The organism is Patescibacteria group bacterium (genome assembly GCA_024654625.1).
GTDB lineage: Bacteria > Patescibacteriota > Minisyncoccia.
The window spans coordinates 1-24,794 of sequence record JANLHB010000005.1; the positions used below are offsets into that span (position 1 = coordinate 1).

Below are 24,794 nucleotides of genomic sequence, written 5' to 3' on the forward strand. Positions count from 1 at the left end.
CTATCAAATACACCCCTGTCCACCCGAACGGACCGTCCGGCTTTGTGAAGATAATTTTTACTTTACCTAAAGATAAAAATGTCGCCCTTGTGACTATTAAAGACTCCGGCGCTGGCATGAGCCAAGAGACCATGGGGAGGCTTTTTGACAAGTTCTCTCGGGCAGACAACGCTTCTAAGTTTAACACTGCCGGTTCTGGCCTCGGCCTCTATGTGGCCAAAGAGTTTATCGCCAAACACAATGGCCGCCTCTGGGCGGAAAGCCCGGGAGAAGGTAAAGGCTCCACCTTCTTTGTGGAGCTACCCAGAGTATAATGGTATTATCTGGGAGCCCCGCCTGTGGTGGCTTTGCCGCCGCTCTGGCGGGAAATTAAATAGATTTAATGCTTTTGGTGCCAATTTTTTTAAAATTTGATATACTGAAAGTGAGCCAATAATATAGTTATAATTAGTTGCGCAGGTTTTTGTATAGGTGAGATTAGGTTCTATAGAATTATATTTTTGGTCTATAAATTTTTAATAAACACATGAACTACTACTTAGGGTTATCATATTTAGGCATGCATGACAGTAATATAGCCCTATTGGATGAAAATGGGGATATAATTTTTGCCGTCAATGAAGAAAGGTTTAGTAGAATTAAAAAAGATGGCAGATGGCCCAATAGAAGTTTAAAATATTTAAAAGAAAATTTTGGAGTATATAAACCCAAAACTATATGCGTACCGTGTGAAGACCCAAATCTAAAAATTAAAGAGGAAGAGTATAATATTGATTTATTAACAAAGAGGTCGCCAAAACTCCCCCCTGGATATGGGGTTTATAATAAAGAGTGGGAAAGAAAAATAATAAAAGTTTTTCCGAAAACAAAAATCTATTATGCAGGTCATCATTCATCACATGCCGCGTCAGCTTACTTTATGAGTGGTTTTAAAGAAGCCATTATAGTAACTATTGATAATGGGGCATACAATGAACCTTGGATAGCAACTGTTCATACAGCAAACAGAGAAGGAATGAAGCCTTTATTTAAATTTAGCAAAAATCTTTATTACTCACCAGCTAAATCATATTCACTGATTACTGCGTTATTGGGTTTTGCTCCCAACAAAGACGAAGGTAAAATAACAGGGTTAAGTTCTTACGGAAAGTTTAATCAAGATTGCATAGTAATTGTAAATAAATTGATAAAAAATCCTGAATTATACAACATATCTTTTTGGTTAAATAGCTTAGAGTCCAAAGTAATACCTTGCTGTAAAGTTAATAGCCATATTTTGCATAAATTTAATAAAAAGATTAGTAAATATTCCAAAGAAGATGTAGCATTTGCTATTCAGTATATAGTAGAGAAAGAGGTTTTAAATTTAATAGAATATTTGAAGAACAAAATCAAAATAAAAAATATCGCTCTGGCTGGTGGTTTATTCGCAAACATAAAAATTAATAAAAAAATTCACGAACTAGGTTTTGATGAAATTTTTGTATCTCCACCAATGGGCGATGATGGGCTGGCTGTTGGTAGTGTCTATTACAAGCTATTACAGGACAAACATATAAAACCAAAAAAGATTGATAATGTATATAATGGATATAAAATTAGTAGCCCAATCAATTTGTTGAAAAAATTTAATATCAAATATAAGTTGATAACAAATCAACAAAAATTAATTAATATAATCGCAAACTTATTGGAAGAAGGTAATATAATCGCGATTGCCAAAGGTAAAATGGAGTTGGGGCCAAGATCTTTGGGTAATAGAAGTATTTTGGCCTCCCCGGTCAATAAAAATATTAATAAGATTTTGAGTAGAAAATTAAAACGCACAGAATTTATGCCACTTGCACCAGCCGTCATGCAAGAAATTAGTGATAAGTGTTTCTTTGGTTTAAAAGGTAAGATGCATACTGCTAGTTTTATGACCACAACAGTTGATTGCAAACCGTATTTTAAGAAGAAATGCCCCGCTGTCGTACATGTTGACAATACTGCTCGTCCTCAGTTAGTCAAAAAAGAAGTTAATAAATTTTTTCATGGTTTGTTAAATAAATTTTATAAAAAAACCGGATGTCCATCGCTGATGAATACTAGCTTTAATATGCATGGCGAACCTATTGTTTGCACCGAGCAAGATGCCTTGCGAAATTTTTTTCTTGCTAAATTAGATTATCTGGTTTTGGGCAATTGTTTAATTGAATATCAAGTTAACCAAGAGCCACTAGCCAAAGCAGTGGAAATTTTCAGTCGTCATCTTGATAAAAAATAAGTTTAATATGAGCAAACATTCTAAAGTAGTATTAGTTGATATTAGTTGGTCTTTTGGTAATGTCGGGCCTAGTATGGGTTATATATTTTCTTTGCCATATATGCTCTCTGTATTGCAAAACAAAAATATAGACGCATCTTTTGTGGAATTTTTTTCCAAAGAAGCACAAGAGGCTAAAACCTACAAAGAATTTATCAAATTTGAGAATGAGTTTATAAATAAGGTTATAAAAACTAGTAAAGATGCCGACTTAATTATAATCTCTAGTTCATCAACTTCTTATACTTATGGTAATTATGGTCGGGCTTTGAGAGTAGCAGAAGCCTGTGGCAATGAATATTCAGACGCTATGATAGTTGTAGGTGGCAGTTTTATAAAAATGTTAGACATGAGCCCTAAAACACGTTTTCAGCCCTTTTTAGACTCTAAACATATTGATGTATTAATTCATGGGGAAGGTGAAGGGATAATCGACAGTCTTTATAAGGCCGCAAAAGATAAAAAATTGTTAAACAAAATACCAAACATATCTTATCGTAAAAATAGTAATTCCTTTATTAGAAATGATTCTTTATTTTTAAGTCAAGCTGAACTATCAAATTTACCATTAATCAACTGGAATTCTTTTAATTGGGATAATGGTAAAAGACCATATAGCTTATTTACTAGCAGGGGCTGTGCCTATCGATGCAGTTTTTGTTTTGAAAATATTTTGGGAGGAGGTAGATACCGTTTTTTCAATCATAAAAAGATATTTGCTGAGATACTAAGAGCCTATAAACTAGGCCTATCAAAAATGAATATAGAAGATTCAACATTTTTGTCTTACCCTCAAATGGAAGATTTGTGTGACGATATTCTGAATGAACAAGTTAATATATCTTGGTCAGCCTGGGGAACATGCAGGGATATTCTTAATCAAAAAGATAAATTAAAAAAAATACATAAAGCAGGTTGTAAATCGTTAGTGTTTGGGGTTGAGTCAGTTAATGATGAAATAAACAAATACACTCAGGGTGTATTTAAGGTTGATAAAACAACAGCATTACAAGCGATTGAACTATTACAAAAAAATAATATTATAACTCAAGCCACGTTTATAGCTGGTCTTCCGGGAGAGAGCTTGGACGATATGAAAGCCACGTTTAAATACGGATCTAGTTTGCCCATAGATTATTACAGATGGCACATTTATAGTCCTGATTGGTGGTCTGATAATGTTCCTGTTTTGGATAGTCAAAACAGAATTAATCCCAGTGATTGGAAAAAGGTAGAACTTGATGTCCCGTTGCATATTTTGCCAGAAATACTTGAACACGCACCAGCTTATTCTTGGTGCGAATCGCATACTTTGATTCGCTTATTGTTTTCGTTGGATAAGCCTATGGACAGGATGAGTCAGATAAAATTGGCTGGCAAAAACTTGCAAGATATTTTTAATTTATTAAAGATAGAATTGGCTTCTAATAATAAATTATTCTGCGACGAATCAGAGCTGTCCATTAAGCCAATTTTATAATATGTATTATTTCTTTTTTATAATTATTGGTTTACATTTTTTATTTTTAGTAACTCAATATATACTGACTTCGAGAAACTTATTTCTAGTTGAAAATATTTTTGATGATTTAACACAAAATAGAAAAAAGATTTCAGTTATCATACCAGTCAGAAATGAGGTAGATAGAATTGGAAAATGTTTAGAATCATTATTGGCCAATGATAAAAGCGCCATAGAAGAGGTGCTCATTATTGACAATGGCTCTAATGATGGCACAGGTTCCCTAGTAAAAAAATACCAAATAAAGTGTAAAGATATGATACGTTATTTTTATATCAAAGATAGCGATTTCAATCTGCCTGACAATAGAAAAGCGGTATCATTAGATTATGCTGTCCAAAAAGCTAAGGGTAATTGGTTGCTATTTATTGACGCAGATATTTGGCTTGCTAATGATGCGATTAAAACAATAGTCACAAGTAAAATTTTGAGTAAAAATTTGGCAATCTCTTTTGTTCCAAAACATTTTACATCAACCTGGTGGGAAAAATGCTGGCTAAACCCGTATCTTTTGTTTAATAGTAGCTCCTATAAGCTTAAAAAAATGCAGGACCATAACACTTCACATGCGATTCTGGTCGGGGCATGTTGGCTTATTAATAAATCCACATATCTCTCTGTTGGTGGGTTTCAGTCAGTCTATTCATCTGTAGTTGAAGACTATGCTTTTGCCGAGTTATTAAAAAGAAATGGCAAAAAAATAAAATTAGTTGACGGCACAAAATTATTTTTCTTAAAAAACTACTCTTCGTTTAAACAGCTATATTCAACTACTAAAAAGGGGCTGGCTACAATGGAAATTAATTATATTGTCAAAATAGCCTTGATAATTTTCTTTTTAATTTTATCCTTTCTCCCTTTGATATTGATGATTCCTTTCTTTAGTATATACTTAGTAGTGTATATGGTTATATATTATCTAATAACTCCTTTGGTTTTCTTGCCTATTAGGAAGTGGTCTGAACAATCTTGGTATACATATTTTTATTATCCTTTAGGTTATTTATTATTATTTATAATTTCATGCGATGCTTTTTTTGGTTCAAAAAAAGTTACATGGCGGGGTGTAGACTATCGAGTTTAATCTTATGGAATCACCAGCTATATCAGTAATTTTTGGAACGGGGGGCGAAGAAAGACACAAATATTTAGATTTGGTTATGGACAGCTTTTTTGCGAATAATTACCCTAAAGATGTTGAATATATATTAATTGAGGCAGATAACCAATATAGAGTTAAAGAGCAAACAAAATCCAGATTTAATATATATAAACATATTATTCCCCGAAATCCATTTGATATTTATTGGATTTTTAACATAGCTGCTAAATTTAGTTCCGGTAACATATTAATTTTTCATGACAATGATGTGGTTGTTCCCAAATGTTTTCTTAGTGAAACAGAAAAAAAAATACATTCAAGCAGTGGGATTGGTACAACATGGAAAAATATAGTATATTTGGGTAAGGGTTTTTCCGATAGCTTGTTAAGAGGGCAGGTTGATTTATCTGAGGTCAAAAATAGTGATAAAATAGGAAGATTTCCAAGTGACACTATACACGGGGGTTCAATTTGGGTCAAAAGAGATTCTTTTTTTAAAATTAAAGGCTTTCCAGAATTATTTAAAGGTTGGGGGTGCCGCGACGATGCGTTTTGGCTTAAATCAAAATCTTGCGTTGGTTGGGAGGACGGTTCTTTAATGGATTTATATCATTTATACCACGCACGCTGTGGGGTAGATGCACAGGGTGCTAGATCTACTAATCCGTATTATAGTAAGAATAGAGAATTATTAGAAAATATGGATAATTGGACAAAAGATGATTGGAAACAACACATAAAAGGTATTACAGAGTGGGGTGAATTTAAAAGCTAATAAAATTATGGACAACTTAAGAGAAAGTATTTTATCACAAATTAAAAAGACTGTTAAAGACGTATTTGGGAAATACCCAGATAAACTAGAGTTATCTTTCCCCCCAGAAGCAAAAATGGGAGATTTTACCATTGAATGTTTTTCTTTAGCTGAACAGTTTGGCATTAATCCAAAAGAAGCAGCAAATAAGTTAGCTGGCAATTTAGTCATCGATAATCTTATATTAAATACTAGTGCCGTAGGGCCATATTTAAATATTAAGATAAACAACAACTCCTTATTTAGTAGTTATATTAATTTGATAAAAAATAATAGTAATTTAGACGAGATAAAGACCAAAATACATGAACGAATAATGGTTGAATATTTATCACCAAATACAAATAAGCCGTTGCATTTAGGTCATTTGCGTAACGGAGCCATGGGTATGGCTATGTCAAATATATTTGAGGGGCTCGGAAATAAAGTGATAAAAACTAATTTGATTAATGATAGAGGGGTACATATTTGTAAAAGTATGTTGGCTTGGGAAAAGTGGGGCAAAGGTTCAACTCCAGAATCAGAAAACATGAAAGGTGATCATTTTGTTGGTAAGTGGTATGTACGTTATAACCAAGAGCTTGAAAAAAATCCAAAATTGGAAGAAGAGGCTATGGCTTTATTGAGGAAGTGGGAAAATGGAGATCCTGAAACAATAAAGCGTTGGGAAACAATGAACAATTGGGTGTACAAAGGTTTTAACGAAACTTACGATAAATTCGGTTTAAAATTCGATGTTTTTTATTTTGAATCAAATACATATAAATTAGGTAAAGACATAGTAGAAGACGGGATCAAAAGAGGGATTTTTTCAAAAAATGAAAAAGGAAATATTATTTTTAAATTATCAAAATCTGAGTTTGGTCTTAATAAAGAAGACACTATAAAAGAAGTAACGGTTTTGCGTCCTGATGGCACGAGTGTGTATATAACCCAAGACATAGCCACAACAGTCTTAAAATTCAAAGAACATAAAGTCAACAGATCGATATTTGTGGTAGGTAGTGAGCAAAATTATCACTTTAAATGTTTATTTTCTATTTTGAAAGAAGTGGGCTATAAATGGGCCGATAGTTGTTATCATTTGTCCTATGGAATGGTGTATCTACCAGAAGGCAAAATGAAATCACGAGAGGGTAAAGTAGTTGATGCTGATGACTTAATAAATCAAATGACGGAATTAGCAACAGAAGAAATACGAAAACGTGATTTAGGCCATAAATTAGATGATGAAGAAATTAAGAAAAGGGCTAGTAAAATTGCTGTGGGTGCTATTAAGTATTATCTCTTGTCTGTTAAACCTGCGCAGAATATACATTTCGACCCACAAGCATCAATTTCATTTGACGGCAATACGGGTCCTTATTGTCAATATACTTACGCTAGAATTTTTGGTATTTTAGATAAAGCAAAGAGTGAAAATATAGATTTTCGTAGCGAAGATTTTTCATCTTTAGGCAACACTGAAGAAATTGCACTATTACAAAAATTAATACAATTTCCAAAAGAAATAATGCTAGCAGCCGAAGAATTTAATCCGTCTCGCATTACTAACCATATTTTTGAAATATCAAGAAGTTTTAATCAATTTTATAACAAACACAAAGTTATATCTGATGATGTACCCCACGAACTAACTGCTGCACGTCTAAATTTTATTCATGCTACGTCCATAGTGTTAAAACAAGGGTTAAACATGATAGGTATTGATGTATTAGAGAGAATGTAATAGGCGACTTCCTTAATGTCTCAAGAATTGAGAGAGGGAAGATAGATTATGAATTTACCAAGTTTGACCTTGGTAAGCTCGTCGACGAACTCTTCGAAGAGTTTAGTCTTAAGATGAAGGAGGAAGGGAAGACGGATCCTAAACTCTACTTTGATACCGAGGTGAAAGGAGAAGTCGTGATAAACGCCGACGAAGGGAAGATCAAGCAAGTCCTCTCCAACCTGATAGATAATTCTATAAAATACACACCTGTCCACCCGAACGGGCCGTCCGGTTTCGTGAAGATTATTTTTACTTTACCTAAAGATAAAGATGTCGCCCTTGTGACTATTAAAGACTCCGGCGCTGGCATGAGCCAAGAAACTATGGGGAGGCTTTTTGATAAGTTCTCTCGGGCAGACAACGCCTCTAAGTTTAACACTGCCGGTTCCGGCCTCGGCCTCTATGTGGCCAAAGAGTTTATCTCCAAGCACAACGGCCGCCTCTGGGCGGAGAGTGCCGGCGAGGGGAAGGGTAGCACATTCTTCGTGGAGTTGCCGAAGGGGTAAAAAATAAAAAATGACAGAAAAATATCAAAATAAGTGGATTGATGAAATAAATGAGGCGCATAAAGCTATTAGCAAAATTTGTGTAAAGACAGATGTGAGAAATTTGTCGTGGCTGAAACGTATTGCAGGGATTGATGCGGTTGGGAAATTTGAGAATCAACAAAAGACAGGCTCTTTTAAATTTAGGGGTGCTTACAATAGATTAAGACGCAATGATCATTTAAGAAATATAATAGTAGCATCAGCGGGAAATCATGGTTTAGCTATAGCTGAAGCCGCAAAGATTCTTGGATTAAATGCAACAATCTGTATTCCAACAACAGCAAGTCCTCTAAAGCGTAACAGATTAGCTGCTTACGGGTATTCAATCGTTCCAATAGGAACTCAGCTTGAGGAGTCAACGATTTATGCGAAAAATGTGGCAGAAAAAAATAATTGGGATTTTATTTCTCCATATAATGATTCTCAAATTATACAAGGGCAAGCCAGCGTTGCTTTAGAGTTTCTAGAACAGGTCCCCGATATAGATGTCCTTATTGTTCCAGTTGGAGGGGGAGGATTAATTAGTGGGGTAGGACTCATAGCAAAACAGATAAAACCGGGGATAAAAATAATCGGAGTTGAAGCAGAATCATATTCTTCAGTAGCGTCTTCGCTTAAAGCGGGTAAAATAAAAAAAGTAATTAATTATCCAACTTTTGCTGACGGATTGGCTGTGAATCTTGAAGACCGCAGTATCACTTTCGATATAATAAAACAAATTGCAGATGACATAATTTTAGTGAATGAAGAAGAGATAGCCGCCGCAGTGTTGGCATTGCTTTATCATGAGAGTCAATTAGTTGAACCGTCTGGAGCTGTAGGTTTGGCGGCTGTGATAAGTGGTAAAATCAGAACTGGAGCTAAGATTGGTATTATATTTAGTGGAGGGAATATAACGACTGGGAATCTCACTAAAATAATGAATTTCCCATTTCAAGATAAAAATTTATTTGATTTTATTAATATACATGGAGAAAAAATCTTACACAAAGTTCCACTAAAGGGTATTGATTTTTCTCTTCAAGGGTATAAACAAAGAGGATTTCTTTCAGAAAATCAAGAGCTGGATGCACGAGAAGATATTGAATATTTGACAACAAGATTTGATGAAATAAAGCAGATTGTCCACCGTATTCAAAATAGACTGAAAGAATATTTGGATTATTGTAATGTAGAGAAATTGAATGTTGATGAATCTGCGGTGTATACAATAACAAATCTCGAAAGAAATATTACTGAACTACTTGAACAAAACAAAGTGATAAATTTAAATTCAAATTTATCACCTGTTGAGTATGGTAGGCAGGTTACATCTAAATTACAAGCATATAGGTCACTTCTTCACATGGTGATGGTATCTTCGATGGTGCTTGATTGGAGGTCAGCTTCATATGGTCAGAGTTGGGATACTATGTTTTTCGCTTTGGATAGTCAGGGGAATCCGGGGGTTAATTATAATAGATACGAAAGCAATCAATTGATTTCTGTAGAAAGGCAACTAGCTGAAGTATTAGGGCTTAATCAAGAAGAAATTGGACTTTTAGTAACATCTTCCGGTATGGCGGCTTATAATATTATTGAAGCTTATCTTCAGCGACATGTTTTAAAGCCAGGTGACACTGTATTGATTCCCCAATATATATATTTTGAAACTGATGAACAGATATCGAAATTACCAAACATAAATATTAAACGAGCTAATACTCATGATATTAATGAAATATGCAACCTCATTAAAAAAAATAAACCCAAGGTCGTTTTTCTTGATCCATTGACAAATACTGTTGAATTGCGTTTGACAGATGTAGGGGCTGTGATTAAACATATCTCGAAAGAGAATCTTAAAAATGATATCTATTTTGTTGTTGATGGAACAATGATGTCAGGGGAAATAAATCCATTCCCCGCAAGTGGTGCAAATTCTCGCGTGAAAGTTTTATATTATGATAGTTGCAGTAAATACCTTCAGTTGGGACTTGATATTGCCATGGGTGGGCTTGTCGCCATCCCAGTTGAATTTACCGCATTATTTGATCGATTAAGGAGAAATACCGGGACAATTATGTATGATTCAGCTAGTAATATATTTCCAACATATTCACGCGAGATACATAGCAAAAGAATGAGAAGAATGAGTAGAAATGCGATTTTAATCAGTAATGCTATTAATCGAGATAATGAACTCTCTCGGGTGGTGCGAGTTCATTATCCTAATTTGAAATCACATCCTGATTATGCGCTGGCAGAGAGGTTTAATTCTGTCGGAGGTTTAGTGACTTTTACTTTTACCGACCCTTTTCTTAATCAGCGTGATTCACTAAATAGTTTCATAGAGACCGCGTTGTCTGTTGCGAAAAAATATGGTATTTCATTGACAAAAGGTGTAAGTTTTGGATTTTCTCTCCCTAGAATATCAGCGGCAACAGCTATGGCAGAAAATTCGCCGCCTTTCTTGAGATTGTCGGCTGGAGACAGATCTTACAATGAAACAACATTACTTGCCGACGCTCTTATCGAAGCCTTTAGAAATTATATTCATAGTTTTGATAGCCTTAATGATTGTAATAGTGAGACTTCTTCCTCTTAGGATTTTTATTGGAATTATAATTTAATATATTTGTTTATGGAGAAATCAAATTTTTTTGAAAAACGTATTGAAAGAATGCATAATGCCATAGAAATGGTTCCCACCAAAATTGAAGATATTGATCTTATTGCATCTTGGGAATCAAAAGAACCAAATATAATATCTTGGACTAAAGAAAAACATGAATCTATAATAAATAATCCGCAATTCTTACACCTTCTAATTAGTAAGAAAGGTGATAATATTGTTCCTGTTGGGTACTCTATTTTGGAAAAGGATTCGCCGGATGAATTGTCTCTAGAGTTTATACGTCTCGTTATATGTGATGAATACAAGAATAAGGGTTATGGAGTCCTAGCTTTTGAAAATATTTGGGAATTAGCTTTTGATAAATTAAAATATTCTAGAGTTTGGCATGATGTATTTATTGAAAATGAAAAGGCTATTAATCTTTACGAGAAACTTGGTTATAAAAAATTTAAAACTAGCATTGATTTAACATCCGGTAGAGAGTTGATTTTTTACGAAATGTCTAGCGATGATTATTTTTCTAGAGAGAAAGATAATAATTCTTAAGATATATATTGTGCATAATATCAATATTACGTGGGCCACATTCAATAAGTAATTGCAACTATTAATACATAGTGTTATATTTTAATTATTATTAACAGGGCAGAAAATTAAGTAAATTTTTATGGAAAAGCCACCTGATATGCCTAATATCCCCAAAAACTTAAACGAAGCGGAAAAAAAAGTTGAAGAAAAAGAAAGATATAATCCTTTTGAAAAAGAAAAATACTGGCAAGATTTCTGGGAAAAGGAAGGTATCTATAAATTTGATCCTGAGCAACCGGGCCCTCTTTATACTGTAGATACTCCGCCACCAACAATCTCCGGGTCATTGCACCTTGGGCATATTTTTTCTTATACTCAAGCGGAGGTAATCTCGCGGTTTAAAAGAATGCAAGGGAATAATGTTCGTTATTCTTTTGGTTTTGATAATAATGGTTTGCCAACAGAAAGGTTGGTGGAAAAGGAACTTGGGATAAGAGGCGCTAATATGGATTTAGAAGATTTCACAAAAAGCTGCCTTGATATTACGAATAAATATAAACACCTTTATGAAGATCTATGGAAATCAATAGGTCTTAGTGTAGACTGGCGACTAGAATATTCCAGTATTTCGCCGGAAGTTCAAAAGAAATCCCAGTCCACTTTTAAGGAGTTATATGAGAGAGGGGTTATTTATAAAAAAAATGCCCCGGCTCTTTATTGCACAGAGTGTCAGACTTCATTTGCTCAAGCTGAAAAAGAAGATAAAGAAAAAGAAGCTGTTTTTTATGATTTATCATTTAAGACTGAAGATGATCAGGAATTGATCGTCGCAACAACTCGCCCTGAATTACTGCCCGCATGCAGTGCTGTTTTTGTTAATCCGGACGATATTAGATTTAAAAACTTAATCGGTAAGAAAGTTATCACTCCCTTGGGAGATGGGGTTGAAATAATGGCTGATGAGAAAGTTGAAAAAGATAAAGGCTCCGGGGCGGTGATGTGCTGCACCTATGGTGATGAAACAGATATCTATTGGACAAAAAAATATAATTTGAATGAAAAAATCATATTAAACAGATATGGAAAATTTGAAGATGTAGATGAATTGCCTGACTTGAAAGGGAGGAGAGTAAATGAAGCTAGGAAAATTATCGTTGAAAAATTAAAGTCTGACGGGTTTATAAAAAAAGAAGAACAGATCAAGCATAATGTTGATGTTCATGAGAGATGCGGTACCCTGGTGGAATTTTTACCGACTACTCAGTGGTTTATGAAAGTACTCGATATGAAAGAACGCCTCTTGGATGCGGGAACTCAAATAAAGTGGCATCCTTCATATATGAAGACAAGGTATGAAGATTGGATTAATGGTCTAAAGTGGGATTGGTGTATTTCAAGAGAAAGATTTTACGGAATACCAATCCCTGTATTTAGCTGCGATAATTGTGAGAACGTTTTAATCCCAGAGGAAGATCAATTCCCGATTGACCCCAAAAAAGAGAAAAATATTCATAATTGTACTGCTTGCGGTGAAGGTAAAATGCTCCCGGAGAAAAATGTCTTGGATACATGGTTTACCTCGTCTTTATCGCCAGACATAAATAATGACAATCCATTAAATGGCGGATTGAATGGCAAGTTATATCCAATGTCGGTGAGGCCTCAAGCTCACGATATAATTAGAACATGGGCTGTGTATTCTATCTTGATGGGCTTGTATAAGCATAATGAGATTCCGTGGAGAGATTTAATGATCTCCGGACATATTTTGGTGCAGGAGGGAGAAAAGATTAGTAAGAAGACCGGTGGAGGAAAATATAAGCCGGAAGAATTAATTGCGACACATTCAGCGGATGCTGTCAGGTATGCGATGTGTGGCGCTTCGTTAGGCAGAGATTCATATTTTGACGAAAAGGAAGTGAAGAAGGGTAAAAAATTAGTCACTAAAATCTATAATGCCGGCAAGCTGGTGCTTAGTAAACTGGAAGGATTTGATCCTAAAGTAGAAATAAAAGAAGATGAGCTGGAGGCAATTGACAGGTGGATATTAGACAGATCATTTGAGACGGCAAGTAAGATGTCTGAATCTTTTGAAAATTATGAATTCAGCCAAGCGCGCCAGATTTTTGAAGACTTTTTTTGGAAAGATTTTTGTGATAATTATTTGGAGATTGTAAAAAGGAGGCTGGCAATAAAGCCGGACGATAATAAAGAGAAAATGTCAGCGCAATTCACGTCTTACAATTGTTTTCTTAGTGTTATGAAGATGGCTTCTCCTTTTATCCCTCATATAACAGAAGAAATGTTCCACGCTCAAACAGTAAAGAAAGAAGATAATGGAGTTGTAAAAGAATCTGTTAGCTCGGAAAGTGGTGGTGGTTATTTTTCCAATAATGAAAATATTAAAAGTATACATAGTACTCAGTGGCCATCAACATCACTTGAGTATTCTAATCATGAAAATAATGAAAATGCCAATTTAGCCTTAGATGTTATCTCAAAAATAAGAAGATTTAAGACTGATAATAAAATAAAATTTGGTACACAAATTACTTTGTTAAAAATAAGATGTCGAGAAGAACAAAAAAATAAATTAAACGGTTTTTTAGATGATATTACTTCTTTAGCAAAGGCAAATAGTGTTGAAATCGAAATAACAAGTGACGAAGAACTGATTGTAGAGATTAGAGTTTAATTTATTTAGACTGCCCTCGTGACTATTAAAGACTCCGGCGCTGGCATGAGCCAAGAGACGTTGGATAAAATCTTCGAGAAATTCAACCGAGCTAAAGATGCCTCCAAGTTCAACACCGAAGGCTCCGGCCTCGGCCTCTACGTGGCTAAAGAGTTCATCGCCAAGCACAACGGCAAGTTGTGGGCGGAGTCAGCGAGCGTCCCGCCGTGGCGGGATAAAAAGGGAAAGGTAGCACATTCTTCGTGGAGTTGCCGAGGGAGTAGGGGGGATGATAAATATGTTTTATTTTATAAAAATTATAAATATTTTAAGAAAAATATATTGGTTTATATTCAGGCCTACCACAATAGGGGTCAGGCTTCTAAATATATACAATAATGAAGTTTTACTTGTAAAACATACTTATTCTAGTAGCTGGTATTTACCCGGAGGAGGTGCTAAAAATGGAATAGATATTATAGACTCGCTTAAGAGAGAAATTAAAGAAGAACTCAATATAGATCTTAACGAAGGTCAATTGAGTAGTGCCGATCTGTTTGGAGTTTATGATAATTTCCAGGAATATAAAAACGATTATATCTTTCTGTTTATCTTAGATAATTTAAAATTAAATTTAACTAAAGCAAAAAATATTGAAATAGAAGAGGCTGGATATTTCAATATTAATAATCTCCCTGGTAGCATATCTGCCGGTACAAAAAGAAGAATAAATGAGTTTTTATCAAGAAAAGATAAAGTAATAATAAGTAAGTGGTAGAGAAAGAAAATAAAATAAAGGCATTAACTCAATACAGAGGATTTACTGTTCTTAAGTCTCTGGAGGCAGCTAGTGAAAGAATAGAAATATTAAAAGATATATTGGGAATTAGTGATAATCTAGAATTATTGAATATTGCAAAAAACGATCCAGAAAAGATACTTTCAAATCTCGGTAATTTATACGACGCCATAGGACCTCGGTCTATGGGGATCAATCCGACCCCTGTATGTAATAGACAGTGTACTTTCTGTTCTAGTAGGCAAAGAAATAAGATAAATATAGAAGATAATATTGAAATAACGGAGGATAAATTAAGGAAAGTTTTTGAAGATTTTATAAGCATGAAAGGGGGAGGGTGTGTGCTGGTTGGTGGAGGAGAGGCATTATTAGCCTGCAAAGGCAAACTTAATGAAGTTATTAATGATTATGATTTATATTATGGATTCAATACAAATGGTGTGAATTTGGATAAATTTACGCATGAAAAATTATTAGAAAAAACAAAATGGGTATCACTCAGTTTAATTGGACACAATAAAGATACATATAATTCTACAGCTGGATTAGATTCTTCAAGTGGTCAGTTTGATGTATTAAATGATAATCTTAAAAAATATATAGAAATAGCTGATGATTTAAATAGGGAAGGTAAAAGTCATCCCTATATATCAGCAAAAATATTGATATGTAGAGAGAATTATTTATATTCCGGAGAAATATATAATTATGCAAAATATTTAGGATTCAAAGATATTTCCCTGAGATGCGTAAACAATTTTGAAATAGAAGAAGAATATAGAAAGAGAAAAATTATTCCTCAAGATATAGAGCTAACTAAGAAGGAGAAAGAGCAGATAAAAAGTATATTAACCAAAGAAACCGATTTATCAGAAGAGATAATATTTAATATATTGGGTTTACGGGATAAAATTAAAAATGATACGGTGGTTATAAACCCTACGCTATGTTGGAATGTAGTATTAGGTTTAATAATAAATTTAGATACAAACGGAGAAGTTTTTCTATGTAACCCAAGGATAGGAATGGAAAGTTTTAGTATTGGAAACATTAATTCAATGAGTCTAAAAAGTCTTTGGAGTGGTTCTATCCATGTTGATGTTGTTAAAAAAACTTATAAAACATTTAATAAGGGCGCTTGTGACTTAAGTAAATGTCGACACTTTCGTGTAGATCAAGTTATAGAGCAGTTTTTAGAAGGAAAGATATCATTAAAAGATAGAAGTTTCGGTGATAAGCAAATGAGTTTTTTCCCTTAGAGTTTTTTGGAGAAATTCAACCGCGCAGACAACGCCTCCAAGTTCAATACTGCCGGTTCCGGCCTCGGCCTCTATGTGGCTAAAGCCCCAACACTATCGCTTATCGCGAAAGTGAGGGGTAAAAATTCATCGCCAAGCACAACGGCAAGTTGTGGGCGGAGTCTGCCGGCGAGGGCAAAGGTAGCACATTCTTCGTGGAGTTGCCGTTAATCTCGACTGGTGTTGAGAAGAAGGGGTAAAATGAGGTATAATCTCTATAATGAAATTTGAATTTAGAATCTCAAAATGGGCGAATTTTTATTATTTTGTCCAGAATCTCTCAGAATGGCATTTTAGTAATCGTAAAGATTATAATATTTTTTGGAGAGAAAAGCTCAAATCTTTCTCAAAAGATGAGGAATCTGTATTAGAAAAATTTAAAGAGATTAGATTTAAATACCCTAAGACAAAAAGTTGTTTTGAAAGGGCTTTTTTTCTGTCAGAAAGCCCTTTTGAAGAATTGAATAAATGTTTATCTGAAAGAGAATATTTAACAATGAAGGAAATTTTTAATGTTTTAGAGGATAAGTTTGATGCTCTGTATAAAGAAGATGAAGTTCTTCTTAAAAAATGGAAAGATGCATTGAGTGAAGAATCTAATGATAAAAACCTTATAATAAAAATATTGTCTATATTAAAAATCTTATACAAAAGCAATATTGATACACAAGAAGTTTCTGTCACTCTTTTATTTTCTACTCCTGAGCACATAGGAGGTGGTGCCAATATAGACCGCAATATGATTAGTCTAGAAGTTTCCCGTTACCCGATAGAAAATATAAATCAAGCCATAGGTATTATTTGGCATGAAATAATACATTTGATGTTTCAAGAACGGTATTTTTCATTATTATTGGATTATTTTAAGGAAGATGAGCAGGTAGCTGACCTTGTTAATGAGTTAACCGCTGGATCATTATTTCCAAATGGAATTTTAGGTATACGAATATTAAAGAATAAACCATCTACTCAATTATTGCCACAAGTTACCAAAGGGCAAACTATTATGATTATTAATTTGGCAAAGGAGTATGTTGAAAAAGGCAGTCAACTGGACAGGAATTTTATCAATAGGTTGATAGATATTATTAAGGAGAAGAATTAAAAAAATGTCCGTCTGAGAAAATAAATTCTCAAACGGACATTTTGGAGGGGGTTAACCGCTTATGTCTCCCCACCCTGGGTCGCCGCCGCCGAGGTCGTCCCAATTACCCCATTGGTCATCCCAGCCCTTAACGTCTTGTGCTTCTTGCTCTCGACATTCGCGCGGTGTGGCGTTTATGTCGAGGAGACTCCTTGTCCTTTCAGAAGCTCCCTTGATTGCGTTTGAGCCTGTCATTTTTATCTCCTTTCTATCCGCGGGGGCGGATGGTTTATTTTCCTCACCTTATCTTCAAGGTAAGTAAAAATTTCTTTTCTAGTCTCGCAGTAGTAGTATTTTCCTTTTACACCTCCTTTCCTATGCATTGTGCAACCGTTATGACAAGCTTTTTCCCATTTGCACATAATGCAATCCTGATGCAGATCGTTCACACCTTTTGCATAATTCATTCTTTCTGATCCATTTAGTATATCTAAGAGCGAAGATCTCGAGATATCACCTAATAGGAAATTAGGTTGACCTGATGACCTGTCGCATGGGTAAATTCTCCCATCGTATTCAAGACAGAAATATCCCGAGCATGAGCCGTTAAATGAACATCCAGAACTCTTTTTCCCGAAGATGACCGCGATAAAGTTTTCAATCTCGCGAAGAGCAAGATTAGGATCGTCTTTATCGAGCCAAAGATTGATCTGTTCTTTGAGAAATCTCGTCAGTTGCTTGTTTGTCAGACCATGGCTATTTGATTTTAAGCCATTTTGTTCCAGGTCAAGATATACGTTCGTGCCCCACTTCTTGATGCCAAGCTCATCCGCAAAAAAATGAAAATTTTCTTTTGTGGATGAAAGACTGGAGGATGTAATAGTCTGAATAAATCCCGGTTTTATGCCGTGCTTACGGATGATCTCTAGCCCTCTCATTACTGAAGAAAATGTCCCTTTGTCGTTGTTGTTTTTTCTGAATCGGTCATGGCTTTCTTTGTTACCATCTAAGCTAATGCCCACTCGAAACTGGTATTTTTTGAAGAGCTCAGCCCACTCGTCGTTGATAAGAGTAGCATTGGTCTGTATAAAGTTTTGAACTTTTTGACCGTTTCTGGTGTTAGACGATTGAATACGGACGGCTTCTTCGAAGAAGGGGATACCTGCAAGCAATGGTTCTCCACCGTGCCAGATGAAAGAAAGATTTTCGTTAAAGAGAAGTATGTATTCGCTTAAAAACTTCTCTAACAGTTCAAAATCCATGATACTGTGAGTAGACTGATCTTTGTCGTTATAGAAGCAGTAGCCACAGCGAAGGTTGCAGTAATCTCCCGCTGGTTTTATGATTGGGACCATCGTTTTAAGTGGGGAAGTAAGTAACACCCGGTTTTTCATTTTATCCTCCTTGCGTTGTATAGATAAAGGTTATTTTTATTTTTTAAAGATCATTTGACAAAGTACAGTTCTAATATGTATAATGCATATATTATGATTGAAAGTCAACATCAACAAGTTGTAAGCGCCCTAGTTGTTTTTAATAAGAAATTGCTTCTTTTATAAAAGCAAAATCTTCGAGAAGTTCAACCGCACTAAAGACGCCTCCAAGTTCAACACCGAAGGCTCCGGCCTCGGCCTCTATGTGGCTAAAGAGTTCATCAATAAGCACAACGGCCGCCTCTGGGCGGAAAGCCCGGGGGAGGGCAAAGGGAGTACATTCTTCGTGGAATTGCCGAGGGGGGTGGTAGTATGGCGTTAGGAGGTATTTCCTGGTATAATGTTTCTATGAATTTATCCAGAGAGCAGAAAATTAAATTAGCTGATTTTGCCGAAGCAAATGGTATAAAGTTTATAGTTTTGTTCGGCTCGCAGTCTAGAAAAACTTCTAAAAAAGATAGTGATTTTGATATTGCTGTATTAACAACGCCGGAGAAGAGCATTTTTGAGAGTTTGGAAAATTATAATAATCTTTTGTTTGGCCTATCTGCTATCTTAGAAATACCGGATTATAAGTTTGATCTAACTGATCTGAACAATGCTAATATATTGTTGAGATATGAGATTGTTTCGAGCGGGCAGTTATTGTTTGGAGATGAGATCGATTATCTTGAATTTAAATCTTTTGCGACTAGGGAGTATATTGACGCTAAGAGATTGTTTGATCTTGAAGATTTTTTAATCAAGAAAAAGCAACGATTACTTTCAGAAGTAGTTCTTTAATTACTATGATAAAAGAAGATTTTGTAAAAAGGAAAATATCATTGATCCAAGATGAACTCAGTAATCTTGAGCGTCTTTCGCATTATTCTTTTGATGAGATAGCAAGCGACCCCATAAAGCAGGGAGCATTGGAACGCTTTCTTGAAAGGGTTATTAATAGAGCAATAGATATCAATAATCATATTATCGCAGAGCTTGCAGGTCTTGATACTGCTACGCCGAAGGATTACACAGATAGTTTCTTGGAGTTGGCGAAGTTGGGTATCTATACTAAAGAGTTTGCGGAAAGTATTTCTAAAAGTGCTGGAACGAGAAATGTGCTTGTGCATGAATATGATAAAATTGACCAGACTAGGATTTATAATTCAGTCGCGGATTGCTTGCGTGATTATCATAAATATTGCGGATACATTTTAGAGTTTCTTGAAAAACAACCAAAGGAGAAATACAACCAAAGGAGAAATAATTTGTGAGGAGCTTGCTGGTGTCACGCCGTGGCGGGATAAAAAGAGGAAGGCTCGCCCGGATGAACCCGTTCGGACGGGGTAGCACATTCTTCGTGGAGTTGCCGAGGGGGTAGGGGATAGTTTTACTTTTTGATGAGATGATAAATTTCCTTGATATATTCTTTTAGATTGTTATAGCTCAATACCGAAGATACCTCATTTGTCGGTACCCATTTAATGTCATCCCCTTTAAATTCCGGCCTTAAGAGGGTGTCGTCCTCAGATTGCACTAGAAACATTTTTATTGAAATATTATTTCCATTTGGATGTGTGTAATTTATGTCCGGTAAATCGCATAAAATTTCTACTAATAGCCCTGTCTCCTCTTTAACTTCTCTAATCATTGCGTTAGTCGGATCCTCACCATCCTCAATGTGTCCCTTGGGAAAGGACCAATCTTTTTGTTTCCCACTATAAAGCAGGGCAATTTTACTTTGATCATCCTTACTCAAAATAATAGCGCCGGCTTTCTGGATTAATTTAATAGTCATAGTTAGTATTACACTATATCACTTATATACCTTTTAGGTTGCAGGTACCCCTATTGGGTGATTTTTTTTGCAATTAAAATTAGCCTTGGACTGGTCAAAGAATATTCACTAAAATCATAGTTGCCGATAACACGCTCAACAGAAAAACCGGATTTTTCCATCCATTGACTCCAAACAGGATAAGGTGGGTATGGAATTCTAAGATTAGCTTTTTTATCGATAAGCTCTAATTTTTTCGCATCAAATGCAAATGGCGAGTTAGGATTTTTCTCAAGGTAAGAAACGATCCTAAATAAATTATCCGTATCAATCAGAATTTTGCCTCCGGGTTTAATGTTGCGACCTATTGAAGAGACTGCCTTTTCAATGTTGATGTTGGCTAAGTCGGAGAAAAACCAGTATGCCTTGTCATATTTCTTTCTTAACTTTAGTTGTTCAATATTGGCTTTATAATAATTCGGCGTTCTTTTGCCGGATTTTTTAGATTCATCTTTTGCTTTACTAAGTAGGTATTTAGAAAAATCAACACCGTCTACTAAATAACCTCTTTCACTTAGGGCTTTTGTGTGGCGACCTTGCCCGCAAGCAATATCAAAGATGGTATCATTTTTTTTAAGACTAAGAGCTTTAATTAAAAAGTCAGAATCTTTCTTTATACTTGCTGAAGTTAGAAATGAATCATGATCCTTTAAATAATCACCCTTTTCTCCGTAGTATTTAGATAAAAATTCTTTAGATTTTGACATGGTGTATTCTTATATGTATTAATATACTGGATAATATATCAAATAGAAGGTAAAGATGATAGTATGTATAATGTGACCCATTCTTCGTGGAGTTGTCGTAGGGGAGAGAGTAGATTTGATAATAGTTTTTATGGTATAATGTTCTTATGGAAAAAGACGTTATTATTAAAAAATTGGATAAAAGCCTGTCGGTTTTGAAAGAGAAATACAATGTGAGAAGCATTGGTGTTTTCGGTTCGTATGTAAGAAATGAGGCAAAGGCAGGGAGTGATTTGGATATTTTAGTCACATTTGAAAAGCCGATAGGATTGTTAAAATTTATAGAACTGGAAAATTATCTCTCAGAATTGACAGGAATAAAAGTTGATTTGGTATCTCAGAAAGCGCTTAAGCCCAGGATAGGAAAGCAGATATTGGAAGAAGTGGTGAATGTCTGATCTTATGAAAAGAGATTATCTGGATTATCTTCAAGATATTATTGACTCAATAAATGACATTGAGAGTTTTGTTGGTGGGATGAATTTTAATTCGTTTGAAAAAGATAAAAAAACTATGAATGCGGTTGTAAGGAGCTTAGAGATAATCGGCGAAGCTGTTAAGAAAATACCGGAAGATGTGAAGGATAAGTACTCAGATATTCCATGGAAGAATATGTCGGGCATGAGAGATAAACTAATCCATGAATACTTTGGCATTGATGAAGAGATTGTTTGGAATGTTGCAATAGAAGAATTGCCTCCTCTTGGGTCATTGTTTAAAAAAATTTTAACAGAATCGGGGACGGAGGAATAAGGCCATGCATATACTAAGGACAAGATTTAAAAAAGAGATAGTGGCTGAATTCTTACCTCCATCAAGGATGTTAAAAGAGAATAAAGTTATCATCTTTTGCCAGGGGATGCCTAGTGGATCTTCAAAGAAAGACCTTCTCGAATTCTTTAGTAAGAAGGGATACTGGGTATTTCACCCGCGTTATAGAGGTTCATGGGAGAGTGGAGGCGAATTCCTGAAGCTTTCGCCTCATCAAGATATCTTGGACATTATAGAGCAATTGCCAAAAGGGTTCCGTAGCGCGTGGGACGGTAAACTCTTTAAGGTGAATCCGGATAAAGTTTATCTTTTTGGTTCAAGTTTTGGCGGTCCGGCCGCTATTCTTGCTTCAGGGTATCCTTTAGTAGATAAGGTGGTGGTGTTTTCTCCCGTTATCGATTGGAGGTCTCCAAGTAAGGTGGAGCCTCTTGATCAACTGGGCAGGTTCGTCAAGACTGGTTTCGGAGAAGCTTATCGTTTTCCGATCAAAAATTGGAATAAATTAAAAAATGGCAAATTCTATAATCCTATTGCCGAGACAAAGGATATAGATGGGAAGAAAATATTTATCATCCACGCTAAAGACGACGAAGTGGTGTCATACATACCCTCAAAAAAATTCTCAGAAAAGACAGGCTGTAAGCTGGTTTTACTGAAAAAGGGAGGGCATTTATCAGCAAAAAATTTCATCAAAAAGAGTTTCTATAAAAAAATAAGGTGGTTTATTAAAGAGTAATTATTAATGACCAAAAAATTTCAGCGGAATATTGAGGACTTCGTGTGCGGGCATTGCGGGGCGAGAGTCAGGGGCAACGGCTACACTAACCATTGCCCCAAGTGCCTGTGGAGCAAGCATGTGGATGTGAACCCGGGCGACAGGGGAGCGGACTGCGGAGGGATGATGAAGCCCGTTTCTGCCGAGCAGAAGAGTGGAGAGTGGCGGATCCTCCATAAGTGTGAGAAATGCGGACATGAGAAGATAAACAGGCTATCAAAAGATGACGACTTTGATAAAGTGACGAAGATGTAATCTTAACCTCGATATAAGTTCGTGATATAATTACCTCGTTGTGACGGAAAATAAAAAACGAACAAAAAATAATAAAAAATTTTACGCGGGGTTTATAGTCACTTTGCGTTACTTGGCTGAGTATAAGAATGATATAATCTTACTTTCTGTTCTCGGTGTAATCTCCGCGCTTGCCAACGGAGCAGTGCCTTACTTAGTGGGGCGTCTCTTTGATGCAATCATCTCTCCGGGGGTAATCTTTGTCGGCACCTCAATAGAGATGCCCTTCTGGCTCTTCTTTGTAATTATATGGGGAATAGCTCAGTTTATTGCTAATTTTGTCGACTGGAGGAGCGGTATAAGAAGCAATGAAATAAGTACCAACATGCATAGCGGTTATGTTATTAAGGGATTTAATCGTTTGCTGGAGTTACCGATGTCTTTCCATAAAGAACATAAGGTTGGTGAAGTTGGGGAGAAGATAAACAGAGCAGCTAATGCTTTTTTTGATATGACATATAGTGTGATCATTACTCTTGCTCCTCAGTTCTTGAGTATCTTTATCGCTTTTGCGATAGCGCTGTATCTAAATTATATCCTTGCTGGTGTGATGTTCTTCGGGGTCGTCGCCTATGTAGTAGTTATGCTAAATGCAGCCCCGCCAATCGCTGTTCTCTCTAGGAAAATGAATAAAACTTATGGCAGGGTTTACGGTGATTCTTACGATGCCATATTTAATGCTCAGGCTATCAAGCAGGCAACAGCTGAGAACTATGAACAAAGAAATATAACCAATAGATTTAAGAATCAAGCTGGTCGACTTTATATTAATATGATGCGCGGTTGGCAGGGGCTGACTTTCTACCAGAGAGTGATTGTCATGTTCACTCAACTCACAGTTTTTGTGTTATCGACCGCCTTTATTCAGAACGGGTCTATGACTATAGGAGAGCTCGTGATGTTTAATGGATACGCCATGATGTTTTTCGGGCCTTTTGTGGTGTTGGGAAATAATTGGCAAGTGGTGCAGAATGGATTGACTGCTATTGAACAGGCTGAAAAAATATTATCCACTCCTGCTGAAAATTATGAACCTGAAAATGCGGTGATACTTGATGACATAAAAGGCGAGGTTGAGTTTAAGGATGTCTATTTCTCCTACGATAAGAAAGGAAAGTATGTCTTGAATGATATAAATATCAAAGTGAACCCCGGGGAGGTGGTGGCGCTTGTCGGCGAGTCGGGTGTGGGGAAGAGTACCCTTATAGACCTTATCTCCGGATATCATTTTGCGGATAAAGGGAAAGTGTTGATAGACGGTCATAATGTGAAGCAGTTTAACTTGAAGTTCCTCCGCTCCAAGATAGGGGTGGTGCCTCAAGAGGTAGTCCTCTTCAACGAAGCGATAAAGGTGAATATTAAGTACGGCAGTTTCGGCGCTTCTCTTCGTGATGTGAAGAGGGCGGCGGAAGATGCTCACTGCACCAGCTTCATTGAAAAATTCCCCAAGAAGTGGGACCAGGTTGTGGGGGAGCGCGGAGTGAAGCTCTCCGTGGGGCAGAAGCAGAGGGTGGCTATTGCCCGAGCGATACTCCGTGACCCGAAGATTTTAATCCTTGATGAGCCGACCTCCGCGCTTGACGCCAAGTCGGAGAAGATCATCCAAGAGTCCCTAGAGAGACTGATGAAAGGGAAGACAACCTTCATTATCGCCCACAGGCTAAGCACGGTAAGAAAGGCGGATAAGATTATCGTCTTTGAGAAAGGCCGGATTGTGGAAATGGGCAAACACGATGAGCTTATAAAAAAAGAAAATGGTGTGTATCGGAACCTTCATGAATTCCAAGTGGGGCTGAATGATTAATAAAAACACATCTCCATTCATTTGGTCCACTTGGAAACCGAGTTTCCAAGTCCAAGTGTTCAATCCGCCACGGCGGATTGAATAAATAAG

General features: G+C 35.9%; 25 protein-coding genes and 1 pseudogene. 21 read left to right on the forward strand and 5 right to left on the reverse strand.

Annotated elements, in window-relative coordinates; genetic code table 11:
• The 13 genes from NUV40_00110 to NUV40_00170 form a co-directional block, all read left to right on the forward strand.
• A partial coding sequence (locus NUV40_00110; protein ID MCR4342295.1) for a cell wall metabolism sensor histidine kinase WalK occupies window positions 1-314 on the forward strand: 314 nt, incomplete at its 5' end.
• Between the two features lie 212 nt (window positions 315-526).
• Window positions 527-2,266 carry a hypothetical protein gene (locus NUV40_00115; protein ID MCR4342296.1) on the forward strand — a complete coding sequence of 580 codons (1,740 nt, stop codon included), beginning with the start codon at window positions 527-529 and terminating at the stop codon, window positions 2,264-2,266.
• 7 nt (window positions 2,267-2,273) lie between these two features.
• On the forward strand, window positions 2,274-3,785 hold the full coding sequence (locus NUV40_00120) for a B12-binding domain-containing radical SAM protein (GenBank protein MCR4342297.1): 1,512 nt from the start codon (window positions 2,274-2,276) through the stop codon (window positions 3,783-3,785).
• A gap of 1 nt (window position 3,786) precedes the next feature.
• Complete coding sequence (locus NUV40_00125) at window positions 3,787-4,911, forward strand: glycosyltransferase family 2 protein (protein MCR4342298.1); 1,125 nt, start codon at window positions 3,787-3,789, stop codon at window positions 4,909-4,911.
• 4 nt (window positions 4,912-4,915) lie between these two features.
• The gene (locus NUV40_00130; GenBank protein MCR4342299.1) at window positions 4,916-5,704 is read left to right on the forward strand and encodes a galactosyltransferase-related protein; all 789 of its coding nucleotides are present in this window, start codon (window positions 4,916-4,918) and stop codon (window positions 5,702-5,704) included.
• Complete coding sequence (argS, locus tag NUV40_00135) at window positions 5,688-7,472, forward strand: arginine--tRNA ligase (protein ID MCR4342300.1); 1,785 nt, start codon at window positions 5,688-5,690, stop codon at window positions 7,470-7,472. Before NUV40_00130 ends, argS begins: the two co-directional genes overlap by 17 nt.
• A gap of 113 nt (window positions 7,473-7,585) precedes the next feature.
• Complete coding sequence (locus tag NUV40_00140) at window positions 7,586-8,020, forward strand: ATP-binding protein (GenBank protein MCR4342301.1); 435 nt, start codon at window positions 7,586-7,588, stop codon at window positions 8,018-8,020.
• Window positions 8,021-8,030: 10 nt separating this feature from the next.
• Complete coding sequence (locus NUV40_00145; protein ID MCR4342302.1) at window positions 8,031-10,649, forward strand: pyridoxal-phosphate dependent enzyme; 2,619 nt, start codon at window positions 8,031-8,033, stop codon at window positions 10,647-10,649.
• A gap of 36 nt (window positions 10,650-10,685) precedes the next feature.
• Window positions 10,686-11,225: a GNAT family N-acetyltransferase gene (locus NUV40_00150; protein ID MCR4342303.1), complete on the forward strand. Its 540-nt coding sequence runs from the start codon at window positions 10,686-10,688 to the stop codon at window positions 11,223-11,225.
• A gap of 121 nt (window positions 11,226-11,346) precedes the next feature.
• On the forward strand, window positions 11,347-13,902 hold the full coding sequence (locus NUV40_00155; protein MCR4342304.1) for a valine--tRNA ligase: 2,556 nt from the start codon (window positions 11,347-11,349) through the stop codon (window positions 13,900-13,902).
• Window positions 13,903-14,179: 277 nt separating this feature from the next.
• A complete protein-coding gene (locus NUV40_00160) occupies window positions 14,180-14,659 on the forward strand; it encodes an NUDIX domain-containing protein (GenBank protein MCR4342305.1) in 480 nt (159 codons plus the stop codon).
• Entirely contained in the window at window positions 14,653-15,939 is a 1,287-nt protein-coding gene (locus NUV40_00165; GenBank protein MCR4342306.1) for an SPASM domain-containing protein, read from the forward strand. The genes NUV40_00160 and NUV40_00165 overlap by 7 nt, the downstream gene beginning before the upstream one ends.
• A gap of 259 nt (window positions 15,940-16,198) precedes the next feature.
• Entirely contained in the window at window positions 16,199-17,083 is an 885-nt protein-coding gene (locus NUV40_00170) for a hypothetical protein (protein MCR4342307.1), read from the forward strand.
• A gap of 51 nt (window positions 17,084-17,134) precedes the next feature.
• Here the strand turns inward: NUV40_00170 and NUV40_00175 are convergent, their stop codons facing one another.
• The 3 genes from NUV40_00175 to NUV40_00185 form a co-directional block, all read right to left on the reverse strand.
• On the reverse strand, window positions 17,135-17,317 hold the full coding sequence (locus NUV40_00175) for a hypothetical protein (protein MCR4342308.1): 183 nt from the start codon (window positions 17,315-17,317) through the stop codon (window positions 17,135-17,137).
• Window positions 17,318-17,319: 2 nt separating this feature from the next.
• Entirely contained in the window at window positions 17,320-18,417 is a 1,098-nt protein-coding gene (locus NUV40_00180; protein MCR4342309.1) for a radical SAM protein, read from the reverse strand.
• Between the two features lie 178 nt (window positions 18,418-18,595).
• Window positions 18,596-18,727: a hypothetical protein gene (locus NUV40_00185; GenBank protein ID MCR4342310.1), complete on the reverse strand. Its 132-nt coding sequence runs from the start codon at window positions 18,725-18,727 to the stop codon at window positions 18,596-18,598.
• Here NUV40_00185 and NUV40_00190 point away from each other — a divergent pair.
• From NUV40_00190 to NUV40_00200, 3 genes and pseudogenes are all read left to right on the forward strand, one after another.
• Window positions 18,680-18,817: pseudogene (locus tag NUV40_00190) on the forward strand (cell wall metabolism sensor histidine kinase WalK). The gene NUV40_00185 and the pseudogene NUV40_00190 overlap by 48 nt on opposite strands.
• Before the next feature lie 26 nt (window positions 18,818-18,843).
• Window positions 18,844-19,278: a nucleotidyltransferase domain-containing protein gene (locus NUV40_00195; GenBank protein MCR4342311.1), complete on the forward strand. Its 435-nt coding sequence runs from the start codon at window positions 18,844-18,846 to the stop codon at window positions 19,276-19,278.
• A gap of 5 nt (window positions 19,279-19,283) precedes the next feature.
• On the forward strand, window positions 19,284-19,751 hold the full coding sequence (locus tag NUV40_00200) for a DUF86 domain-containing protein (GenBank protein MCR4342312.1): 468 nt from the start codon (window positions 19,284-19,286) through the stop codon (window positions 19,749-19,751).
• Window positions 19,752-19,867: 116 nt separating this feature from the next.
• Here the strand turns inward: NUV40_00200 and NUV40_00205 are convergent, their stop codons facing one another.
• Window positions 19,868-20,275, reverse strand: a complete 408-nt coding sequence (locus tag NUV40_00205; protein ID MCR4342313.1) for an NUDIX domain-containing protein — start codon at window positions 20,273-20,275, stop codon at window positions 19,868-19,870.
• Window positions 20,276-20,325: 50 nt separating this feature from the next.
• Complete coding sequence (locus NUV40_00210) at window positions 20,326-21,021, reverse strand: class I SAM-dependent methyltransferase (protein MCR4342314.1); 696 nt, start codon at window positions 21,019-21,021, stop codon at window positions 20,326-20,328.
• Between the two features lie 146 nt (window positions 21,022-21,167).
• Between NUV40_00210 and NUV40_00215 the strand changes: the two genes are divergently transcribed.
• Genes NUV40_00215 through NUV40_00235 form a run of 5 tightly spaced genes read left to right on the forward strand, consistent with a single transcriptional unit; the run spans window position 21,168 to window position 24,704 of the window.
• Window positions 21,168-21,458 (forward strand): nucleotidyltransferase family protein, encoded by a 291-nt coding sequence (locus tag NUV40_00215; protein MCR4342315.1) that lies wholly within the window; start codon window positions 21,168-21,170, stop codon window positions 21,456-21,458.
• Window positions 21,451-21,813, forward strand: a complete 363-nt coding sequence (locus tag NUV40_00220; protein MCR4342316.1) for a DUF86 domain-containing protein — start codon at window positions 21,451-21,453, stop codon at window positions 21,811-21,813. The genes NUV40_00215 and NUV40_00220 overlap by 8 nt, the downstream gene beginning before the upstream one ends.
• Before the next feature lie 4 nt (window positions 21,814-21,817).
• A complete protein-coding gene (locus NUV40_00225; GenBank protein ID MCR4342317.1) occupies window positions 21,818-22,567 on the forward strand; it encodes a prolyl oligopeptidase family serine peptidase in 750 nt (249 codons plus the stop codon).
• A 6-nt stretch (window positions 22,568-22,573) separates the two neighbouring features.
• Window positions 22,574-22,861 carry an RNHCP domain-containing protein gene (locus NUV40_00230; protein MCR4342318.1) on the forward strand — a complete coding sequence of 96 codons (288 nt, stop codon included), beginning with the start codon at window positions 22,574-22,576 and terminating at the stop codon, window positions 22,859-22,861.
• 40 nt (window positions 22,862-22,901) lie between these two features.
• Window positions 22,902-24,704 (forward strand): ABC transporter ATP-binding protein/permease, encoded by a 1,803-nt coding sequence (locus tag NUV40_00235; GenBank protein ID MCR4342319.1) that lies wholly within the window; start codon window positions 22,902-22,904, stop codon window positions 24,702-24,704.
• The last annotated feature ends 90 nt before the right edge of the window (window positions 24,705-24,794 follow it).

What these genes read in the sequence shown, in the direction of transcription:
- NUV40_00115 (MCR4342296.1), top strand. Translation starts at nt 527, where the DNA reads ATGAACTACTACTTAGGGTTATCATATTTAGGCATGCATGACAGTAAT.
- NUV40_00120 (MCR4342297.1), top strand. Translation starts at nt 2,274, where the DNA reads ATGAGCAAACATTCTAAAGTAGTATTAGTTGATATTAGTTGGTCTTTT.
- NUV40_00125 (MCR4342298.1), top strand. Translation starts at nt 3,787, where the DNA reads ATGTATTATTTCTTTTTTATAATTATTGGTTTACATTTTTTATTTTTA.
- NUV40_00130 (MCR4342299.1), top strand. Translation starts at nt 4,916, where the DNA reads ATGGAATCACCAGCTATATCAGTAATTTTTGGAACGGGGGGCGAAGAA.
- NUV40_00140 (MCR4342301.1), top strand. Translation starts at nt 7,586, where the DNA reads ATGAAGGAGGAAGGGAAGACGGATCCTAAACTCTACTTTGATACCGAG.
- NUV40_00145 (MCR4342302.1), top strand. Translation starts at nt 8,031, where the DNA reads ATGACAGAAAAATATCAAAATAAGTGGATTGATGAAATAAATGAGGCG.
- NUV40_00150 (MCR4342303.1), top strand. Translation starts at nt 10,686, where the DNA reads ATGGAGAAATCAAATTTTTTTGAAAAACGTATTGAAAGAATGCATAAT.
- NUV40_00155 (MCR4342304.1), top strand. Translation starts at nt 11,347, where the DNA reads ATGGAAAAGCCACCTGATATGCCTAATATCCCCAAAAACTTAAACGAA.
- NUV40_00160 (MCR4342305.1), top strand. Translation starts at nt 14,180, where the DNA reads ATGTTTTATTTTATAAAAATTATAAATATTTTAAGAAAAATATATTGG.
- NUV40_00170 (MCR4342307.1), top strand. Translation starts at nt 16,199, where the DNA reads ATGAAATTTGAATTTAGAATCTCAAAATGGGCGAATTTTTATTATTTT.
- NUV40_00175 (MCR4342308.1), bottom strand. Translation starts at nt 17,317, where the DNA reads ATGACAGGCTCAAACGCAATCAAGGGAGCTTCTGAAAGGACAAGGAGT.
- NUV40_00180 (MCR4342309.1), bottom strand. Translation starts at nt 18,417, where the DNA reads ATGGTCCCAATCATAAAACCAGCGGGAGATTACTGCAACCTTCGCTGT.
- NUV40_00195 (MCR4342311.1), top strand. Translation starts at nt 18,844, where the DNA reads ATGAATTTATCCAGAGAGCAGAAAATTAAATTAGCTGATTTTGCCGAA.
- NUV40_00200 (MCR4342312.1), top strand. Translation starts at nt 19,284, where the DNA reads ATGATAAAAGAAGATTTTGTAAAAAGGAAAATATCATTGATCCAAGAT.
- NUV40_00205 (MCR4342313.1), bottom strand. Translation starts at nt 20,275, where the DNA reads ATGACTATTAAATTAATCCAGAAAGCCGGCGCTATTATTTTGAGTAAG.
- NUV40_00210 (MCR4342314.1), bottom strand. Translation starts at nt 21,021, where the DNA reads ATGTCAAAATCTAAAGAATTTTTATCTAAATACTACGGAGAAAAGGGT.
- NUV40_00215 (MCR4342315.1), top strand. Translation starts at nt 21,168, where the DNA reads ATGGAAAAAGACGTTATTATTAAAAAATTGGATAAAAGCCTGTCGGTT.
- NUV40_00220 (MCR4342316.1), top strand. Translation starts at nt 21,451, where the DNA reads ATGTCTGATCTTATGAAAAGAGATTATCTGGATTATCTTCAAGATATT.
- NUV40_00225 (MCR4342317.1), top strand. Translation starts at nt 21,818, where the DNA reads ATGCATATACTAAGGACAAGATTTAAAAAAGAGATAGTGGCTGAATTC.
- NUV40_00230 (MCR4342318.1), top strand. Translation starts at nt 22,574, where the DNA reads ATGACCAAAAAATTTCAGCGGAATATTGAGGACTTCGTGTGCGGGCAT.